Genomic DNA, 20,816 nt, shown 5'->3' with positions numbered 1-20,816 from the left:
AATCATAATTTCCTTGAATATCAAATCCCACCGAAAAAAATAAAGGATTCTGACAATTTATGACTAATAACACAAATAAGGGGCGACATTTGTAAAATCTATTTTTGACTGGGGGTTTTGTATGATTCAGGTTCGCAATCTAGTAAAATCATTTGGCTCACTTGATGTTTTAAAAGGAATTGATTTAGAAGTAAAAGAAAAAGAAGTTGTCGTTTTAATCGGCGCCAGTGGCTCTGGGAAAAGCACTTTACTCCGTTGCCTTAATTTTTTAGAAATGTACGATGAGGGAGAAATTCACTTACAGGAGGAAAAAATCAACCCCAAAAGTACAAACTTAAATAAAATCCGCGAAAATGTTGGAATGGTGTTTCAACATTTTAATCTCTTTCCTCATATGACCTCACTAGAAAACATCATAGAAGCACCTATTCATGTAAAGAAATTAGACGTAACAAAGGCGAAGGAGGCCGGTAATCTTTTGCTAAAAAAAGTCGGCTTACAAGATAAAGCAACTGTAACCCCGCACCTATTATCAGGTGGACAAAAGCAACGTGTTGCAATTGCACGTGCACTTGCAATGAATCCAAAAATTATGTTATTCGATGAACCTACTTCAGCCCTAGACCCTGAACTTGTTGGAGAAGTGTTGCAAGTTATGAAAGAACTTGCTGAAGAAGGAATGACAATGGTCATTGTTACTCATGAAATGAATTTCGCAAGAGATGTAGCTGACCGCGTCATCTTTATGGATGACGGGAAAATTGTAGAGGATGCTCCGCCAGCGCAATTCTTTTCAGCTCCATCGCATGAACGAGCAAAACAATTTTTACGCAACGTTTTATAATGTAACTTCTATTTCAAACGTAAGGAAATACATTCATACGGCGCACAACTAATTGTCCAAATAAAATATCTCGATAACATACTTAAAACCATCCGTATGATCAATATATAGGAGGGGTTTTATGAAAAGAAAGCTATTAACCATTATTGCGAGTATTACACTATGTACATCCTTCATACTAGGAGCCTGTAGTAAAGAAAGCTCTACCACTTCATCTAATGGTGAAAAAGAATTTCGTTATGCGATGAGTGGTTTATACAAACCTTTTAACTATAAAGAAAATGACGGGAAACTTGTCGGTTTTGATGTAGAAATAGGGGAAGCTCTCGCGAAAAAGATGGGAATGAAACCTGTTCCTGTTACAAATCCTTGGGAAACATTGATTCAAGGTCTACAATCAAAAAAATATGATGTGATATTAGGAAGTATGGCAATTACAGAAGAACGATTAAAAGCCGTGAATTTCTCAAATCCATATTATCGCTCTGGTGCACAAATTTTTGTAGCTAAAAAGAATACATCTATCTCTTCTCCAGAGGACTTGAAAGGTAAAAAAATAGGTGTTGTAAAAGCAAGTACTTTCAAAACCCTTGTTGCAAAATATACAGATCAAATTACAGAATATGATAGTGATATTACTGCACTTATGGACTTAGAACCAGGACGTGTAGACGCAGTTATTACTGATCAAATGGTTGGTCTTCGTATGATTAAAGAAGGTAAATCAAATATAAAAGAAGCTGGAAAACCGTTAAACCTTGATGAAATGGGGATTGCTATTCATAAAGACAATAAAGACATGGTTGAAAAGGTAAATAAAGCGCTAGATGAAATTATTAAAGACGGCACGTATGAAAAGATTAGTAAGAAATGGTTTGGGCGTAATATTCTTGGAGACGAAGCAAAAACAAAGTAAGTTGGCTATTCAAAGATTTCATAAATCATGCCCCACTTTTTATGTGGGGCATTTCATTCCCTACTAAAATCCATACAATATGAGGTGACACATATGTTTGAAATTTTTATCTCTACCTATCCCACACTCTTAAAGGCTACTATTGTCACATTACAATTAACACTAACATCCCTATTACTCGGTTCACTAATTGGATTACTAGTCGCTTTCTTTCGAATCTCTAACAATAAGGTTTTAAATAGTATTGCTCATGTATACATCGCCATTATTCGTGGTACACCTTTAATTGTTCAAATTGCCATTCTCTATTTTGGGATTACATCTGTTGTTGTTTTTACCCCTTTTTGGGCAGGAGCAATTGCTTTAGCAATTCATAACGGTGCATATATTACTGAAATTTTCCGCGGATCAATTCAATCCGTTGACCGTGGACAATTAGAAGCTGCTCGCTCTTTAGGGATGCCTTACCCTTTAGCGATGCGCCGGATTATATTACCACAAGCATTTCGTCTGTCTCTTCCCCCTCTAGGGAACCAATTTATTATTGGATTGAAAGATTCTTCTCTTGTTGCTTATGTAGGAATGTCCGAATTATGGGGATCCGGTTTATCAATTGCCGCAGGTAACTTCCAGCAATTAGATACATATATCATTGTTGGTGTATACTATCTCGCACTAGTTCTTCTATTTACTTATCTTGTTAGTCTTCTAGAAAAACGACTACAACGGAAAGAAAATAACTCTGTCCACGTCAAGACAAAGAACAAGAAAGAAGATTCTTTATAACAAAAAGCAAGCTCTAAGAGAGCTTGCTTTTTCATCGTAAAATATATCTATTATTGATTTACTTTTTTTATAGTCTCTTTTTCCTCTATATGATCCTCACGATATGAAATATTATAAGGATCCAATCCATTTCCTAAAGAACCATAGAAATGCTCCCTATGCGGATCAACTAATTCACTTCCGTGATAATACACACGTGGTGTATTCCAAAGTGCTGCCAATGCTTTTGTCATCGGCATTTCGTGATAGCGTTCCGGCCACATTTCTTTAATTTTATCTTTTACTAATGGATAGTATTTAGAACTCATAGCAGGAAACAGATGATGTTCTGTATGGTATGAGAAATTGAAATGTAAAACGTCTACCCAACGCGGCACTGTTACCGATAAACAGTTTGCTAACGGATCATTTACTGGAACAATTGGATTTAAGCGGTGATTTGTTGCGATATACGCCATTACAATAAAGTTAGCAATTAACAACGGAATCACGTATGCAAAGAACCACTTTGTAGGTCCCATAATAAACAATAAACTAATCCAAACTGTCCAGGGCAAAAGAAGTTGCAGCCATACAGATTTTTGATTGGATGACTTAAATTCTTTTATAAAATGAAAGAACATTCGAGTCGAATGTAACGTAAATTGAATTGTTAGTGACAGAAAACTAAAAAATGAACGTACATGAAGAGGCATGCGATATACCCAATTCAAAAACTTACTCTTTTTAAGTTTCTCAAATGTCGGCCATGCATCTGGATCATTCTCTTCATGCTGTGTATGAACATGATGCGTTGCATTATGCCACTTTCTCCAAAGTTTTGGGCCAGTTGATAATGGCATAAATGCTATCGCACCTAAAAAGTCGCGAAGCCATGCCTTTCTTACAACCGTTCCATGTAAAATTTCATGTCCTAAAAATCCAAGTGAAGCAAAACATAATCCAAGAACAATTGCAATTCCTAGATTCGCCCACACATTCAATTCAAATACACCGATCGTTATTAAACCAGCCAATGCCACAAGTAAATAAGCCAGTCCACCAAATAAACGAGTAGGAACTGGTTTAAATGCTTTTTTTGGCAAATGTGGTGATACACGCGCTGCATACCACCCAAACGTATGAAGCTCCTTCATCCTTTTGCCCCTTTCTTATGCCGCGCCCTACGCGACTTGCATATATCAATTCTTGCTTCCAGATTGATTTTACTAGGTGATCCAAAAAAGCATTTATCATAAGGAAAATATACTCACTCTATCGTCACTTATTTCTCGCTTTTATTATCAATGAAAAACATTTCTCTTTTTACTCTCTATCAACCTTTCCACATGATGAATCATAACAATAGAATTTCTATATTGTCAACAACTTTTATGACCTAGTAATAAAAGTTGGTTATATTTTTATAATTATACTTTATTCCACTAAAGAAAAAGTATAGATTTCACAAGGTTTTACCGCTATACATACACATCCACTTAAACTCCATAGACTCTACCTTATTCAAGAACTCTCTATGTAATCCACAAATGGAATCACTTAAATTTAGCTTTATATAAATCCTACTTCCTCATACTGCCCTAATAAAATAATTATATTAAAATAATTTTATATTTCTTTTAATAAAAATAGGATGCTACTAAAACAACATACATGAATTCCATATAATATGGAAATATTAAAAGGAAAATTGTTCTAAATTCAGGAGGTTTCCAAAATGACAGATGACACATTTCCGCAGTTACCATCATCCTATTGGATTGAATCTACTCAATTGCCTACTTTTCCTCATTTATCCGAAAATATAAAGACAGAAGTTGCTGTTATCGGTGCTGGTATTACAGGCATTACTACCGCCTATTTACTCGCTAAAGAAGGAATGAAAGTCGTTTTAATTGATTCTGGTTCTGTTTTAAATGGGACAACTGGGCATACAACCGCAAAAGTAACAGCTCAACATGATCTTATTTATGATGAATTAATAAACAATTTTGGCGTTGAAAAAGCTCAACTTTACTACGAATCAAATAGTAAAGCTCTACAATTCATAAACGAGACTGTGCAAACATATAAAATCGACTGTAATTTCACAAATGAAGATTCGTATTTATATACAACTACCCATAATGGCCTGCGAAATTTAACGAAAGAATATGAAGCCTATCAAAAATTAAATATTCCTTGTGACTATGTTCAATCCCTGTCGATTCCTATTCCCGTACAATCTGCACTTGTGATGAAAAATCAAGCGCAATTCCATCCCCTCCTTTATTTAAAAACACTTTTAGAAAAGTTTGTGGAAATGGGCGGAAAAGTTTATGAGCAAACAACAGCTATTGATGTGGAAAAAGGAGATTATCCACAAGTAATTACAAAGGGTGACCATCGCATCAATTGTAAATATATTGTCTCTTGTTCACATTTTCCTTTTTATGATGCTAATAGCTTTTTCTTTACGCGAATGTACGCAGAACGCTCCTATGCTCTTGCAATAAAAGCAAAAACAGATTATCCAGGGGGCATGTATTTAAGTATCGATGATCCAAAACGCTCCATACGTTATACGACAAACAATGGAGAAAAGCTGATATTGATTGGCGGAGAGAGCCATAAAACAGGCCAAGGAATTAATACGATGCTTCATTATGATGCACTATATTCCTTTGCTGAATCTACTTTTGGAGTAGATGAAATTCCTTATAGATGGTCTGCACAAGACTTAATTACTTTAGATAAACTTCCTTATATCGGGCATATTAACGAAAATAATCCTAATATATTTATTGCAACAGGATATCGTAAATGGGGTATGACAACTGGAACTGCTGCAGCTCATTTACTGAAGGACTCCATTCTAAAAATCCAAAGTCCATATAAAGAACTGTTTGCACCATCACGTTTTCATGCAAACCCGGATATAAAAACATTTCTCTCACAAAACATTGACGTTGCGAAACATTTAATTGAGGGGAAAATTGAAGTTGCTTTACGTAAGCCAGAGGATCTTGAAACTGGCGAAGGATCTGTTGTACATGTAAATGGAAAACGAGCAGGTGCTTATAAAGATAAAGAAGGAAAATTACATATCGTCGATACGACTTGTACACACCTCGGCTGTGAAGTTGAATGGAACAACGGTGATTGTACTTGGGATTGTCCTTGCCACGGTTCTCGTTTTTCAATTGATGGGAATGTTATGGAAGGCCCAGCAGATCAACCATTAAAACGAGTTGATAACGAGTAAAAAAATAAAGAAGTTCAACGGGAATCCTGTTGAACTTCTTTATTTTCTATGGCACCTTTTCAGATAAATTTCGACACAAGAAGGAAAAAATTAACATTAAGTAAAATAATATATTCATCTACAAATAAAGTAAAACTTTAATCAGAGGAGGTTTTGTCCATCCCCTCTGATTATTAGCCCGCACCAATCGGGCTTTTACGGGCAGTTAATCTCCCACCTAACTTCCTCCCATGTGCCTAATTTGAGGTGTGAGTCTTACTGCCCGCAAAAAGCGTGAACAAAAAAGAGCACAAACTTACTTGTGCTCTTTTTTGTTCACTTCAAACAACATGTTTCTAAATAATGTATTCAAACTCTCAATATCAATCCCTAATCCCTTTTCAATCCCTTTTACGTATTGCTGGTAGTAATCAATTTGCTCTTCTAAAAATTGATTTAACACATTAATTTTTAGACCAATATCCAATTCAGTACCTGATTTTTTCTTTATTAACAACTTTTCAATTTCATTCAATACACTAGGCTCTACTGATAGTTCCGTAATTAACCGGTCAAACTCTACTGGGGGCAATGTCCCTTTCTCTTCTAACCATTTACAAGCTAAAATCGGACGTAATACATAGAAGTACTTTTTCAACTTTACATTTTCACCTTGTAAAAATTCACGATAGTTTTTTGAAGCCATATGTAAGTAATGGTATATTGTTGATTTCGGATCAAAATCCTTTTCACTCATTTGCTGAAGTTGTTCTGGAAGGCTAGAGTTTTTCGAATAAAAAATTGGTGATCGAATCCATTCGAGTAACGCTGGATTTGACTTTGCAAATAGTTGCAATGCCTTTTTAATATCCCAGCCACTTATATCTAAATCATCACTAATTGGATACTCGATTACATCACGTTTATCATGAATTGATAAATACCATTCTACAGGACGTATATAAACAAACCTAACATCATAATCACTATCTTTCGATGGAAATCCCCACGCCCTGCTCCCTGATTCTACAGCAAATAAAATTTTCACATCATTCTCTTTTTCAATTCTTTCTAGTTCCAACTCAATTTTTTCTCTCATTTCATACCCTCCCCATTTTTTGATCATTTCCCTGGAAATTCGACAAATATAAGACTAATTTTACTACATACTAAAATAGCTGTCAGAAAATTCCCGACAGCCTAACAAAACACCTATTTTTTCTTTTCAATTACAGCAACTGCAATTCGTTCAATCTCTTTTTGGATTTCTTCTTTATATGCATCGACTTTTGAAAAATCCATAGCGGCAATATAAATTCGTTCTAATTTATCACGAACTGATTTTGCCTTTGCTAAGAAAGACATCGCCTCATTCATTTTTGTTTTATACTGAATTGAAACGTCGCGAATTTCCGTAGCATACTTCTCATCTGTCCCTGGTGCAACAATGAGATCATACATATCGATAATCTCATCCCCCTCACGGCTTGGGAAGTATTCATGCGGTGCTGTACTATCAAAAATTGCAAATCCTAATTCCCTTACAATAATCATATCGAGACTATTTGGATCAAATCCACAATGATACACTTCTACTTCAAACCCTTTTTCTTCTGCTGCCTTAGCTAATTTTTTGAGCATCGTTGATTTTCCAGAGCCTGGGCGTCCCTTTATAAAATAACGATGTGGTAACCCTTCTGTTAAATTAGGAACAAAATCAACTGCTCCTTTCGGTGTAGCAGCCCCTAAAAAACGGTGTTTCACGATTGATTTCTTCCCGCCTTTATCTGCAAATAGTTTCTGTATAAGCTGATCTGTTAATTCGTTTGCTTTATTAAAATCAATGTTATTAATATATATTTTTTCCCACTCATCATGTATAACTAACGCTTCTTTAAAACATCCATAAGCTGCTTGAAAGGCTTTACTCGCTTCTGAAACAAATCGTTCAATCTCTAATTTTTGCTTTCTTAATTTATCTGAGTCCCAAGCAACGCCTAAATTTATATACTCTTCTACAACTCCAGGCATTTTCGGCTCAATAACGTGTGGCGATGTCCCATCGACAATTCCTACATTTAGCTTCGGAATAATTACACCGTCAACTGACTTATTGTCAGAAGAACAATGTAAAAATTCAATATCATATCCTTTTCCAGTCCATTCACGCCCAATTGCTTTTATTAAAGAAGACTTCCCTGTTCCTGGACCGCCTTTTAAAATAAATAGCCTATCTAGCCCTTTTAAGCTCTCTTCATACAAGCTATAAAATCCTCTAGCTGTATTTCCACCAGCAAAATAGTTCAATACATTCCCTGTCACTGCACCCACCCCTTCGCAGCATTCTACTTACATAAGCTACAATATGCGAGAACCTTTATTTGGGTGAATACCTATTTTGTATTGCACTAAAAAAGGAAATGAATTACAATTTAAACGTACAGAAAATTCTAAACCTTAAAACTAAATAGACCTTTATCAAGAGAGGCAGAGGGACCGGCCCTTTGAAGCCCAGCAACCTCAGTTTATAAGAACTGAATAGGTGCTAATTCCTACAAAATACTTTGCATTTTGGAAGATAAATTTAACTACTGCATGTAAGGCTCATCTTTCTTGATTATGAAAGATGAGCTTTTTATTATTTGAAATACATATATTGGAGGTATTTAAAATGAAAGTAATTGACCTATCACAAACATTTGAAAACAATATGTCTCAATTTCCTGGGACACCAGAAATCCAACTAGAAGCAATTACAAGTGTTGAAGAGACAGGATATCAAGTTACAGATTTTCATTCTGTCGTTCATGTTGGCACGCATTGCGATGCTCCTGCACATTTTATTTCTGGTGCAACAACAATTGATCAATTATCTCTTGACCAATTTGTAGGCGAAGCAGTTCTAATCGATGTAACACATGTTCAAGGGCGAAAGTTACCTAAGGAAGTATTAAATACTACCGACATAAAAGAAGGAGATATTGTTATTTTCCACTCCAATTTATCTAATAAATGGAACACAGAAGCTTATGCGAAAGAAGCATTTTATCTTTCTGAAGAATTAGCTGAAGAACTAGTTAATTTAAAAATAAAATCTGTCGGTTTAGATTTCATTTCTCCCGATGAGGTAACTACAGAAACATCGCCTATTCATCACATATTACTAGGGAATAACATTTATTTAATTGAAAATCTAACAAATCTAGATGCCATTAAAATGAAGCGTTTCTTTTTCTCAGCAGCACCTTTAAAAATTAAAAATAGTGATGGTGCTTTTGCAAGAGCATTCGCCGTTATTTTTTAAAATAAGAACTACTTAAGAACACAAAAAAAGCAAAGATCATTTTTGACCTTTGCTTTTATATTTTTTATTTAAGTTAAGAAAGAATTGTTCCACCCTCGGACGTACCCAAGCTAAATAATCTTTATCTTTTTTCTTTGTACAAGCTATCTCTTCTCCATCTACCATTCCGACAAGTTCTAGCTCTAACAGCTGCCTCGTGAATGCTAGCATATTTACTTCTTCTGCTGGATACTCTTCTTTTAATTTCTCCTCAATTTCTCCCAATAAAAAACCGTCACGCATCATTGCTAGTGCATCAATCCAAAGTGGCGGCATTTCATATGTCTCTCCTGTAATCGTATCTTTTACAATATAATTCTTTTGCTCTTTTCGAAATTGAATCGTGTGTAAACATACAGTTGAATTTAATGTCAATTCCATCATACCACCCCTTTCATCATATCTGCATAGAAAAAAGGATGCGCGTGCACCCCTGCTTTTCTTTTCATAACACTACCGAACCGTTACACGAGCTAAAAGCTGCATGTCGATATTTTCCTCCATTATAAACGAAGTGTTTTATAAAAAAAACCCTTCTTTAAACATTTTATAAAATGTTTATATTTACACAACAAGAACACTTTTCTGAAAATAGTTTCTTCTAATGTACTACACTGTGGGTAAATAAATTTCCACTTTCGTTCCTACGCCCATACTACTTTGAATCGCGATACTCCCTTGATGTTCCTCAATAATTTTATATGTAATCATTAGCCCAAGGCCTGTACCATTCTCCTTTGTTGTATAAAACGCCTTTCCGATTTTCTCTATTTTCTCATTCTCTATACCAAATCCTTGATCCTCGACAGAAATACACAAATGTCCCTCAGTTTTTTCATATGCACAGATATGAATGTCTCCACCTTCTGGCATTGATTCTATTCCATTTTTAATAATATTTAATAAAACTTGTTTTAATTGTTTATCATCACCGTTTATAACTGGTAAATTTTCATCTACTTGCAAATGAAATTTCACTCCATATTTTGTTGCATAACTTTCCATTAGCTGTACAACATATAAAAGAATTTCCCGTATATTACACCATTTATAATTTGTTGGTTTCGGTTTTCCTAATAACATCAATTCACTAGCAAATCCGTTAATCCTTTCAATTTCTTGTAACATAATGTCGTAGCTCATCGTATCAGCAGGGTTTCTTTCTTTTTGCATTTGCGTAAACCCTTTCAAAGCCGTTAATGGATTTCGAATTTCATGCGCAATTGTTGTAGACATTGTCCCAATTACAGCTAAATTTTCTGTCTCTTTCATATTGTTCATCATCTCAACAACCGTTCTTACATAAGACTGAAATCGTTTTAACAAAGAATGTGAAATAATGAAATAGAATACACATAAAACAAGTGGAATCACAACTTTTAGATCTTTTAATATCAACGTAAAAAATACATATTTTCCAATGACACTAAAGGAAACTAAATAAAAATATTTTCTGTTCACGAAAACCGGTGCAAATAAAACTAATAATATTTCTACCATACTACCATGTTCAAAAGCCCTATCCGTTCGCAAATAAATCATTAAATTATTAATAAGGTTGATAAACATGTACCCAAATAAAAATAAATATTTTACAAAATATACATAGCCTCTTTTTTGAAGATATATCGAAATAGGAAATAATGATATTACAAATATGTATACACCTATCCCAAGACTACCTTCTGGCCACCCTATCGCTGTCCCATTAATATTCATAGCGGGATACATAAAATAATATATAGCGTCATATAAAAATAATATAATATAGAATAATAATATAAATACTTTTAAAGCTTCTCTTTCTTCATAAATCAAGCTCTTGTATTTGTTCATATAAAAACTCCTCTTGATCAATCCCCAAAAAACATTTCAAATGTTATCTCTTTAAATTATAAATATGAAATTGCTTTCAGGGCAATATGTAAACTTCTAATACTAAAACAGCTCCTTCCTTTTCAGTCACAATTTATAACCACCTTACCCTATCATGTAGCAATCCATCTGTAAAATTATTATGCCCTATTACAAAATCCTTCATATATAAATTAAAATATTCCCCATACTTACTTTCAGTATTTAATAATAATTCTTCTACATAATAAGCACCTTGTCCAAAGGTATCTAAAAGTAAACTACACAAGCCCGCATAAATCCCACATCCTACTTGGAAGTAAGTTGCGTTTGTTTTATACTTTTGAAAAACTTGGCTACTATTCATTACATTATACATGTATGTCTCGCTATTTTCATATACGAGTAACACACCAACTAAGTCCTCTCCCGTAATATCTTCTTCTGCGGGATTAAATACTTTACGATTCCAATTCCATAAATCTTCTACTTTATCTAAGTTCTGTCTAATTAAATTTGTTGTATATTCATTAATCCGATAAAGAAAACCAACTTCCATATTAAAAGTTTTCCCTAAAATTAGGACTTCCTCATGCGGCATTAAGCAACCATAAAATTCTTTTGCTCCTAACTTCACTTTATACTCTGAAGCATATACATCCTCATAAAAATAAAGAGGACGATGATGGCTCATATACATCGGATAACTCCATATCGCTTCATCTAGAAATCGTTCTACTGCCCATGAAGCGTAAAGTGTATGAGGCTTTATGAGTGCTGTATCATTCAAAAACGACGTATCATGTTCTACAATATAGCATGCTCGTGGCTTTTCATTTGGCCGTTCTTTCATGAGTTCAACAACCATCCATTGAACAACCCCCGGATTCATACCTGAACCTATAATCGCTTTTGTATTTGTAAATTTTTCTTTCTCCTTCTCAAATCTCGTATATCTTTCCGTAAGCTGAAAGCCGAGTAAACTATCGTCCTGATCTACTGCCTCATTTTCCAAAGCTGAATTAATATAAAAAATTCCAAGTTCATTACAACAGCTCAGTACCCTGATCGTATCTGCACCAGAGACATCAATAACAACACTTGTTCTTTTTTCTTTTAAATGTTGTTTAAATTTCACTACATCTTGAAGGTCCATTTCATATAAAAACAATTTCTCCTTTAAATTCGGAAACAGCTCATCATAATAAGTCCTATATTTTTGTTTTATATCAACCAAATGAAATTTAACATTCTTTATCGCTTCATAAATTGGATCTTTTTCATTTGCTATCGCTTGATTTACAATTGCTAAAACTGCCTTTGCTGCTCCACCAGCACTACCAAGTAATGTAATCGATAACGAATTTGGAAACTGCTCCACAAACAAAACCCCTTTAATAGATTAGTTGAGCAGTACTTCCTCAAAAAATGAATTGAATACAACAAAAGATGGCTCGTACATATTTTTTATAATTTCGTACAAGATTACCTTTTCATAAGTAAAAAAACAGTGACATACTTATATATTCAATTCACTTTCCCCCTCATATCCAAATAGCGATAAACAAATAGGCTCGACCTTTTCTTCCGCATATATAAAAGAAAAAGCCAGCCCTTTAAACTAGCCTACGGACAATGGACAGATTTTACATGTTGAATATTCACGTACATTTTTGCGTCACGTGCTTTTAATATTTCAATATGCCCTTCATCAATTTTCACCATTTTTCCAATTTTATTAGATTCCTCACCTAAATCAAACACCATAATTCTCCCAGCCATTTTAATAAGCTGTTCTTCAAACGTTCTAGCTAAAGTAATATTTAATGGATTTACGGGGAGTTCATTTTTATTGAGGGAATAAGGTACTTGGTTCTCTTTATAAGGAATTAACCATTTCAAATGCTTTAAAGATATATATACCGTTTTATAAACTGGGCTATAAAAAACAATATAATCGTTCATTACACTTGTAACATAACCATGTATTGGAGCATTTCCTGCTACATAAACTTCTGTAAAAATCCCTTTAGAAGTGCTTAATACTTTTCTCAAAGAAATTGAAGGTGATTCCCTCTTAATTACAGAATCAACATCTGGTTTTAATATTTCTTCATCATATGGTCTTAAAAATTTATAATATTGGATATGGTATAAAGATATATATACATAGTCTTGTCCATTGTAGAGAACAACAATATCATTTCCTACATCAATTAATACACCTTTAAATCTTTTTTCACCGATTAATTTAACGCATATATTTTCCCCAATGCTCTTGTTTAATTCATTCATCTATATCCTCCTTCCTATGAAATGCTGCTTTTCCTGTCTTCTATTTCTAAAAAATAATCAGGGGCAATGTTTCGTCTTTTAATAGTAAGGAATTCCTTTTCATAATATCGCAACATAATTGTATCGATATAAGAAATCGTTCTTCACTTCCAATCATAATGCCCCTCTTATTTATTAAACATTATTCATCTTCATTCTTTTTACATTTAACTACTTGACTCACACTCTTAATATGATAAATAATCACGTAAATAACTTCATCACCATTTACTAGTGTTATACATTCATCATGTACTTCACTTAATAAGCCTTCCACACACTCTGGTCCACCACGGTTAATTTTTACCCACTTATACTTCAAGTCACGTAATACATCGACAAAATTATCATCATCAGAGTAGAAACGTGAGATATAGCCATCGCCACATTTACTTTCTTTCACTTTCTTAACTAGACTCTTCACATGTTTCAATTGGTAATATACTAATTCTCCATGAGGTAGTTGTAGTGTAAGGTAATCTCCCCCTAACGATACAAGTATTCCCACTCGACTTTCTGGTCCGCGAAGATTTACTTTTACATTCTCACCAACTAAACTTTTAATTTGCTCACAGTATAATACACTCTCCAAATTTGTATCCTCCTTTCTTATTATCATTATCTTCTTGATTGTCTTTGTGCACGAGCTCGACTTGAATTATTGCTACTTTCATCACTTTTCTCATCGCTCTCTTCGCATACTGGTTCGTTATAACTAACACTTTTAATATGAGCTAGTGCTATTAATACAACTTCTTCTTTTATAATTAACGTTACGTAATCGCAAGAAACGTCTTGTAAAATCCCTTCAACTTTCTCTGGGCCACCACGATTAATTTTTACCCAACGGTATTTAAAGCTTAGAAGTAATTTTTCGAAATCTTCTGCATAATCATATTCCAACCATCCACAATCATCTTCTACACAATCTTTCGTATTTTTTGTAACACTTTTCAGATGACGAAGCTGATAGTAATAGTGCTCTCCTTTTTCATTCTTTAATACGAAGTAGTCCGTACATACTGATACTATTGTCCCTTTTTGAGATTCTGGTCCACCTCTGTTTACTCTTACATAAGATCCAATTAAATCTTTCAAAAAATCACAATGAAGTAAACTCACGAGAAAACCCCTTCCATTAATTTATAAGCTTTTGCACTGATAGTATATGTATCTGTACAGGTTATGTTCGCTATGTTTGTCCCCGCTATGAAAAAATATGCTTTTAACTAATAGTACTAATCCCTATAAAATCTTCTTTCACTTAAAGTAAATCTAGGATTTCGGATGACTTTTTCATCCCTTAATATAAAAAGCCCCCGTATTAAGATACATTTCTGCATATCTTAATACGGGGGCTTTTTATAAATTTAATCTTCGTCTTTAACATCCATATCTTCTGGAATTGGTTCGTTTAATATTTCTTCCACTAACTGCTTATATTTCTCCATTTGTTCTAAATGTGTATTAAACTGTTCCTTGTTTATTAAATATTGCTCTCCATCAAACAGTGCACGAACTTTCTTTTGCTGAATTAAGTCTTCAACATACGATTTTGGTAATTTCAAATACTCCGCAGCCTCTTCTATCGTTATATACAATGTGTTCATTCCTTTATTGTTTTTTCATATATATACTGTATCTTACTTTATTTTTGTAAACAAATAAAAAAGATTTTGTAAATACGAATCAAAAAGCAGGTAGATGCATTCCATATATTGTATAATAGTATAGTAAGTATTTTTTTAAAATATAGAATGGTATTACCCATTTACACAAAGGAGAGTTAACATATGGCTACTCGTCACATCATTACAATGTTAGAAAAAACATTACGAGTTGAAACAGAAAACACAATTTCTCATCTATCTAAGTCTTTATCCGATCGTATTCTTTCACAAAGTGCAGCAGTACATGAAAGCAATTGCTACCATACGATTGGTGAATGGTACAAAAATCATTTCTTGTTCCAACAAGATGATTTCCTTTGGGCTAAATACGTTTTCTATGACGCATATTGTGAGGCTATAAAAAAACAAGGTCATCTTACAAAACGCGTTCGCCAAATATTAGAATCATTAGCTCGACAACATGGAAAACAATATATTGTTTCTATACAAAATATTCCATTCCCTAATGAACAGGCAAAAGGGACCGCATAATTTAATAATGATCAGCACAAACCAACTATAGATTCATTGTTTCCTAAAAAGATTTACAAATAAAATGTTCAAGTCTTTGTATTCCCTTTTTATAGAAATACATTTGTATGACATGAACTAATGAAACCGGTGTCATAATAATGATTGAAAATATAGTAAACAGGAAAACCCCCATTTACACCTCTCTTCCATAGAAATAGAGATGTAAATGGGGGTATACTTGTTTCTTTATTAATTCATCATCTGCTTTATCAATTCTCGATTTCTCTTCTTAAATACTTCATTATGCGAAGAAACCATTCCGTACTCACTTGCATCTGGTTGAATAAATTGTTTTGCTTTATTCACAGCATTTCCAGCATCTTGGAACGCTCCTGCGATTAAATGTAATTTTCCGTCATGCTTTAAAATATCTCCAGCGGCATATAATCCGTCTACCGAGGACTCACTATTTGCATTCCCTGCAATATAATAATTATCAACAATAGCGACATCTAGCTCACTATTTTCCAATAATGTAATGTCACGTTCATATCCATGATTAATAATAACTTCTTCAACAGATAAATGAGAAACCTCTCCAGTTTCATGATTTGTTAATTCTACATGTTCAATCGCTTCATGGTTATCACCGGCAATTAATTTTGTAATCGATGTATTAAAGAAACATTCTGCTGAACTGTTCATAAGTTGTTTTACTTGTGCTTCATGACCAGATAATTCTTCTTTTCTATATGTTAAATAAACTTTTTTCGCGATTGGTTCTAATTCGTTCGCCCAATCAATTGCCGAGTTCCCTCCGCCTGAAATAATTACCGTTTTATCTTTGAAACGTTTTAACGATTTAACTGTATAATTTAAATTTGAGACTTCGAATCTCTCCGCACCCTCAATTGATAACTTTTGTGGATTCAATATACCACTCCCAGTTGCGACTATCACTGTTTTTGAAAAATGTTCTTCCCCAGAGCTTGTTTTCAACGTAAAAATGCCATCCTGATTACGAATAATCGATTCTATTTTTGTATTCAATACAACTTCAGGCTGAAATGTTAATCCTTGTTGTACAAGTTGCTCAATTAATTTTTCACCAGTAACTGGTAATAATCCACCAATATCCCAAATCATTTTCTCCGGATAAACATGTATTTTACCACCTAACTGTGGTTGAAATTCTATTATTTTCGTTTTCATCTCTCTTAGTCCACTATAAAACGCTGAATAAAGTCCTGCAGGTCCTCCGCCTATCACGGTTACATCAAACAATTCTTCTTGATTCATTCATGCCCACTCCTCAGCTATTAATCATTGATTATCATTCTCAATAAAATATAACTTGTTTTTATAAAATTTACAATCAAAATTACTATTGACAATACACCTATATAAAATTATAGTATTTAAAGAATCAATAGTGATAATCATTATCAATTTGTTAATTATTAGCAACCGTGAGATTACATCCTCTTCTATTACTATGGTGAATACTATATGGTAAAATCTCAAGTTCAAGATTGTTAATAAGACTTTTGTATTACCACTAACTTTTCAAAAGATCAAAGCTAAACAATTTATTGTATATCACATATCATCTATCAAAAGGAGAAAGACGATGAAAAAATTATTTATTTCACTAACAGTTCTGTTCGTCTTTGTTATGAGTGCTTGTAGCAATGGTTCAACAGACAAGAAGAACGACGCAAAAGGTAAAAAATCAGAAACAATTACATACCAATCAGAAAATGGTAAAGTGGAAGTTCCAGCAAATCCACAACGTGTTGTTGTCCTATCATCATTCGCTGGTAACGTAATGTCATTAGGTGTAAATCTTGTTGGGGTAGATTCATGGTCTAAACAAAACCCACGTTTTGATAGCAAACTTAAAAACGTCGCTGAAGTATCAGATGAGAATGTTGAAAAGATTGCAGAATTAAATCCAGACTTAATCATCGGTTTATCAAATATTAAAAATGTTGATAAGTTAAAGAAAATCGCTCCTACTGTAACATACACTTACGGAAAAGTTGATTACTTAACACAACATTTAGAAATCGGTAAGTTATTAAATAAAGAAAAAGAAGCAAAAACTTGGGTTGATGATTTCAAGAAACGTGCACAAACAGCTGGAAAAGAAATTAAAGCGAAAATCGGTGAAGATGCAACAGTTTCTGTTGTTGAAAACTTCAATAAACAGCTTTACGTATACGGCGATAACTGGGGCCGTGGAACAGAAATTCTTTACCAAGAAATGAAATTAAAAATGCCTGAAAAAGTAAAAGAAAAAGCATTAAAAGAAGGTTACTACGCATTATCTACTGAGGTATTACCTGAGTTTGCTGGTGATTACTTAATCGTAAGTAAAAACAAAGATACTGATAACTCATTCCAAGAGACAGAATCATATAAAAACATTCCAGCAGTAAAAAATAATCGTGTATTTGAAGCAAATATGATGGAATTCTATTTTAATGATCCACTTACATTAGACTTCCAATTAGATTTCTTCAAGAAAAGCTTTCTTGGTCAATAATACAACAATGAGGAATTCTTAATTTAAGAATTCCTCTTCCTTTATTCTATGAAAAGAAAAGATGTGAAACTGATGACGAAAGATCATGACAACCTACGTTCTACCGCTTTTACATACAAATTAATTTTGAGCGTTATTGCATTCTTTCTTATTTTTATGGTGGCAATGGTATTCGGTGCTGCAGATACTTCTATAAAAGATGTATGGTTAGCACTCACTTCCTCTGCTAAAGGAGATAAGCTATCTATCCTTCGTGAAATACGTTTACCACGTGAAGTTGCTGCTATTTTTGTAGGCGCTGGACTCGCTGTTTCTGGTGCAATTATGCAAGGATTAACACGAAACCCTCTTGCTGATCCTGGATTACTCGGCCTAACTGGTGGTGCAAACGCAGCGCTTGCACTGACACTTGCTTTCAATCCTTCCATAAGCTACCTTTACTTAACGCTAGCTTGCTTTATCGGTGCTGCCATTGGTGCTATTATGGTATTTGGAATTGGTATGGTAAAAAAGGGAGGACTTTCTCCTCTTCGAATTGTATTAGCTGGTGCTGCTGTTTCAGCGTTCTTACTCGCAATTTCAGAAGGTATTGGTATTTACTTTAAAATTTCACAAGATGTATCAATGTGGACTGCTGGGGGCGTAATTGGAACGACTTGGAGCCAATTGAAAATTATTATTCCGGTTATTTCAATAAGTATATTTATCGCTATTTTACTCGCAAAGAAATTGACAGTCCTTAGTTTCAGTGAAGAAGTTGCCATTGGACTCGGTCAAAAAATTATCGTCATTAAAACGATTTTATTTATCATTATTATCTTGCTTGCTGGTGCTTCCGTAGCACTTGTCGGGAATATGGCATTTATCGGCTTAATGATACCTCATATGGTTCGTCCAATCGTTGGGCCAGACTATCGTTTTGTCATACCGATGTCAGCAATCGCTGGTGCGTCCTTTATGCTACTCGCAGATACAATTGGGCGTACAATTAACGCTCCGTACGAAACGCCAGTTGCTGCAATTGTCGCTATTGTAGGGTTACCAGTCTTCCTATTTATCGTTCGTAAAGGAGGAAGAACTTTCTCATGATGCAATCTATTCTAAGAAAACAACGTATTATCATACTCGCTTTACTTATATTGACCATTACAACCATTGTAGTTGGAATGGGGCTCGGTTCAGCATCTTTATCTTATGATCGATTACTCCCAACACTAATGGGACAAGGTACATTTAAAGAGGAGTTTGTTTTATATTCTTTACGACTACCTAGAATTGTCATTACATTATTAGCTGGTATGGCGCTCGCTTTATCTGGTGCTATCCTGCAAGGTATTACACGTAACGATTTAGCTGAACCTGGTATTCTTGGAATCAACGCTGGAGCTGGTGTTGCAGTTTCCATTTTCTTTTTATATTTTCCAATTGACGTAGGTTCGTTTCTTTACTTACTACCAGTCGTTGGGTTTATCGGTGCTTTCCTTACTGCTGTTCTAATTTACGTATTTTCATATAGTAAATCAACAGGACTTCAGCCAATACGATTAACATTAACCGGTATCGGATTTTCATTTGCACTATCTGGAGCAATGATTGTTCTTATTTCATCAGCAGATCGTATGAAAGTGGACTTTATTGCAAAATGGATAGCCGGAAACATTTGGGGAGATGACTGGATCTTCGTTTACGCAATGCTTCCATGGTTAATCGTATTAATCCCATTTGTTTTCTATAAAGCAAATCGATTAAACATTCTAGCATTAAACGAACCGGTCGCAATTGGTGTCGGCATTGAAATTGAAAAAGAACGAAGATACTTATTAATTGCAGCCGTTGCGCTTGCAGCTGCAGCGGTTTCCGTAACAGGAGGAATTAGCTTTATCGGGCTGATGGCTCCTCACATCGCAAAATCTTTAGTCGGACCAAGACATCAAATATTCATGCCAATCGCCGTTTTAATAGGCGGATGGCTATTACTACTAGCAGACACAATTGGACGAAACATCGTCGAACCTAGCGGTATTCCAGCCGGTATTGTCGTTGCTTTAATTGGTGCACCTTACTTTATGTATTTGTTGCTTAAGAAAGCGTAAAGAAACCCCCTCAAGATTTTTTCTTGAGGGGGTTTTCATTTTACTGTTGCCCATACCCTTCAAACTTCTTCGCCAAATTCTCCATCTCGTCTTCTGGCAGTAGCTTCGGTTCGCCGACGCTTTTCGTTTGATAATAAATTTGAGCACAAAACTCAATTTCTTCTGCAATAGTAAACGCCATTTTTATATTATTTGCACCAGCCATTAAACCATGATTCGCAAGTAACACAGCACGTCGATCAATCATGCCTTCAAAAGCAGCATCTGCTAATTGCTTCGTACCAAATGTTTCATACGGCGCACAGCGTACGTTCGGGCCTGCAAAAGCAATTAAATATGAAACAGCAGGAAGCTCCCATCCTAATGATGCAATCGTCTTCGCATAAGGAGAGTGTGTATGCACAAGCGCATTTATATCTTCACGATTTCTATAATAGATAAGATGCATATCTAATTCACTTGATGGTTTTCTCTCTCCCTCTACCACTTCACCATCTAAATTCAATATAACTACATCCTCGGGCGTTGTTTCATAATAATCTAAACCACTTGGGCTAATTGCAACAAGTCCTTGTTCACGATTAAAAATACTAATATTACCGCCAGTCCCTTTTGTTAAACCACTAGAAATCATTTTCTTTCCGTACGCTACAATTTCTTCTCTTTCTTTTTGCAGTAACATATACATCCCCCTAGTAAGAAACTTATGATGACTATTTTCTGAAAACTAT

At 34.3% G+C, this 20,816-nt stretch carries 21 protein-coding genes and 1 riboswitch; of the genes, 9 read left to right on the top strand and 12 right to left on the bottom strand.

The annotated features are described in order from the left end of the window. Positions 1-121 precede the first annotated feature (121 nt). The 3 genes from MR071_RS10770 (at position 122) to MR071_RS10760 (ending at position 2,546) form a co-directional block, all read left to right on the top strand. The gene (locus MR071_RS10770; protein ID WP_242235976.1) at positions 122-844 is read left to right on the top strand and encodes an amino acid ABC transporter ATP-binding protein; all 723 of its coding nucleotides are present in this window, start codon (positions 122-124) and stop codon (positions 842-844) included. Positions 845-965: 121 nt separating this feature from the next. Continuing rightward, a complete protein-coding gene (locus tag MR071_RS10765) occupies positions 966-1,760 on the top strand; it encodes an ABC transporter substrate-binding protein (RefSeq protein WP_105586271.1) in 795 nt (264 codons plus the stop codon). Between the two features lie 93 nt (positions 1,761-1,853). Continuing rightward, positions 1,854-2,546 carry an amino acid ABC transporter permease gene (locus MR071_RS10760; RefSeq protein ID WP_242235975.1) on the top strand — a complete coding sequence of 231 codons (693 nt, stop codon included), beginning with the start codon at positions 1,854-1,856 and terminating at the stop codon, positions 2,544-2,546. A 50-nt stretch (positions 2,547-2,596) separates the two neighbouring features. On the opposite strand, the gene desB is transcribed toward MR071_RS10760, so the two are convergent. Continuing rightward, on the bottom strand, positions 2,597-3,682 hold the full coding sequence (gene desB, locus MR071_RS10755; RefSeq protein WP_242235973.1) for a Delta(10) desaturase DesB: 1,086 nt from the start codon (positions 3,680-3,682) through the stop codon (positions 2,597-2,599). Between the two features lie 581 nt (positions 3,683-4,263). Between desB and MR071_RS10750 the strand changes: the two genes are divergently transcribed. Then, positions 4,264-5,790, top strand: coding sequence for an FAD-dependent oxidoreductase (locus MR071_RS10750; RefSeq protein WP_242235971.1), 1,527 nt, complete (start codon positions 4,264-4,266; stop codon positions 5,788-5,790). Between the two features lie 295 nt (positions 5,791-6,085). Here the strand turns inward: MR071_RS10750 and MR071_RS10745 are convergent, their stop codons facing one another. Both MR071_RS10745 and MR071_RS10740 read right to left on the bottom strand, forming a co-directional pair. Next, positions 6,086-6,868 (bottom strand): nucleotidyltransferase domain-containing protein, encoded by a 783-nt coding sequence (locus MR071_RS10745; RefSeq protein ID WP_242235969.1) that lies wholly within the window; start codon positions 6,866-6,868, stop codon positions 6,086-6,088. Between the two features lie 113 nt (positions 6,869-6,981). Further along, complete coding sequence (locus tag MR071_RS10740) at positions 6,982-8,091, bottom strand: PRK06851 family protein (RefSeq protein WP_242235966.1); 1,110 nt, start codon at positions 8,089-8,091, stop codon at positions 6,982-6,984. 150 nt (positions 8,092-8,241) lie between these two features. Further along, positions 8,242-8,354: riboswitch (SAM riboswitch) on the top strand. 86 nt (positions 8,355-8,440) lie between these two features. Here MR071_RS10740 and MR071_RS10735 point away from each other — a divergent pair. Then, a complete protein-coding gene (locus tag MR071_RS10735) occupies positions 8,441-9,073 on the top strand; it encodes a cyclase family protein (RefSeq protein WP_242235964.1) in 633 nt (210 codons plus the stop codon). 36 nt (positions 9,074-9,109) lie between these two features. On the opposite strand, the gene MR071_RS10730 is transcribed toward MR071_RS10735, so the two are convergent. The 7 genes from MR071_RS10730 to MR071_RS10700 all read right to left on the bottom strand — a co-directional run bounded on the left by MR071_RS10730 (position 9,110) and on the right by MR071_RS10700 (position 14,910). Next, the gene (locus tag MR071_RS10730) at positions 9,110-9,493 is read right to left on the bottom strand and encodes a hypothetical protein (protein ID WP_105586265.1); all 384 of its coding nucleotides are present in this window, start codon (positions 9,491-9,493) and stop codon (positions 9,110-9,112) included. 228 nt (positions 9,494-9,721) lie between these two features. Beyond that, entirely contained in the window at positions 9,722-10,948 is a 1,227-nt protein-coding gene (locus MR071_RS10725) for an ATP-binding protein (protein WP_242235962.1), read from the bottom strand. Positions 10,949-11,081: 133 nt separating this feature from the next. After that, a complete protein-coding gene (locus MR071_RS10720) occupies positions 11,082-12,347 on the bottom strand; it encodes an S-adenosylmethionine decarboxylase related protein (RefSeq protein ID WP_242235960.1) in 1,266 nt (421 codons plus the stop codon). Positions 12,348-12,592: 245 nt separating this feature from the next. Continuing rightward, the gene (locus tag MR071_RS10715) at positions 12,593-13,261 is read right to left on the bottom strand and encodes a DUF2642 domain-containing protein (RefSeq protein WP_242235958.1); all 669 of its coding nucleotides are present in this window, start codon (positions 13,259-13,261) and stop codon (positions 12,593-12,595) included. 181 nt (positions 13,262-13,442) lie between these two features. After that, on the bottom strand, positions 13,443-13,892 hold the full coding sequence (locus MR071_RS10710) for a spore coat protein (protein ID WP_242235955.1): 450 nt from the start codon (positions 13,890-13,892) through the stop codon (positions 13,443-13,445). 26 nt (positions 13,893-13,918) lie between these two features. After that, positions 13,919-14,422, bottom strand: coding sequence for a spore coat protein (locus tag MR071_RS10705; RefSeq protein WP_242235953.1), 504 nt, complete (start codon positions 14,420-14,422; stop codon positions 13,919-13,921). 248 nt (positions 14,423-14,670) lie between these two features. Beyond that, positions 14,671-14,910, bottom strand: coding sequence for a helix-turn-helix domain-containing protein (locus MR071_RS10700; protein WP_002010190.1), 240 nt, complete (start codon positions 14,908-14,910; stop codon positions 14,671-14,673). 183 nt (positions 14,911-15,093) lie between these two features. Here MR071_RS10700 and MR071_RS10695 point away from each other — a divergent pair, with 183 nt between their 5' ends. After that, positions 15,094-15,462, top strand: coding sequence for a hypothetical protein (locus MR071_RS10695; protein WP_105586259.1), 369 nt, complete (start codon positions 15,094-15,096; stop codon positions 15,460-15,462). 231 nt (positions 15,463-15,693) lie between these two features. Here the strand turns inward: MR071_RS10695 and MR071_RS10690 are convergent, their stop codons facing one another. Beyond that, complete coding sequence (locus MR071_RS10690) at positions 15,694-16,743, bottom strand: NAD(P)/FAD-dependent oxidoreductase (protein WP_105586258.1); 1,050 nt, start codon at positions 16,741-16,743, stop codon at positions 15,694-15,696. A 331-nt stretch (positions 16,744-17,074) separates the two neighbouring features. On the opposite strand from MR071_RS10690, the gene MR071_RS10685 reads away from it, so the two are divergent. The 3 genes from MR071_RS10685 to MR071_RS10675 are packed head-to-tail and all read left to right on the top strand — an operon-like array spanning position 17,075 to position 20,085. Beyond that, a complete protein-coding gene (locus MR071_RS10685; protein ID WP_242235951.1) occupies positions 17,075-17,992 on the top strand; it encodes an iron-hydroxamate ABC transporter substrate-binding protein in 918 nt (305 codons plus the stop codon). Between the two features lie 48 nt (positions 17,993-18,040). Next, complete coding sequence (locus MR071_RS10680) at positions 18,041-19,081, top strand: FecCD family ABC transporter permease (RefSeq protein WP_242235949.1); 1,041 nt, start codon at positions 18,041-18,043, stop codon at positions 19,079-19,081. After that, entirely contained in the window at positions 19,078-20,085 is a 1,008-nt protein-coding gene (locus MR071_RS10675; protein WP_098361705.1) for a FecCD family ABC transporter permease, read from the top strand. The genes MR071_RS10680 and MR071_RS10675 overlap by 4 nt, the downstream gene beginning before the upstream one ends. 40 nt (positions 20,086-20,125) lie before the next feature. Here MR071_RS10675 and MR071_RS10670 read toward each other — a convergent pair whose 3' ends face one another. Further along, a complete protein-coding gene (locus MR071_RS10670; protein WP_242235947.1) occupies positions 20,126-20,767 on the bottom strand; it encodes an L-fuculose-phosphate aldolase in 642 nt (213 codons plus the stop codon). Positions 20,768-20,816 lie beyond the last annotated feature (49 nt).

Source organism: Bacillus cereus group sp. BfR-BA-01316 (assembly GCF_022664195.1).
GTDB lineage: Bacteria > Bacillota > Bacilli > Bacillales > Bacillaceae_G > Bacillus_A.
This window is presented reverse-complemented; position numbering and strand designations above follow the sequence as displayed.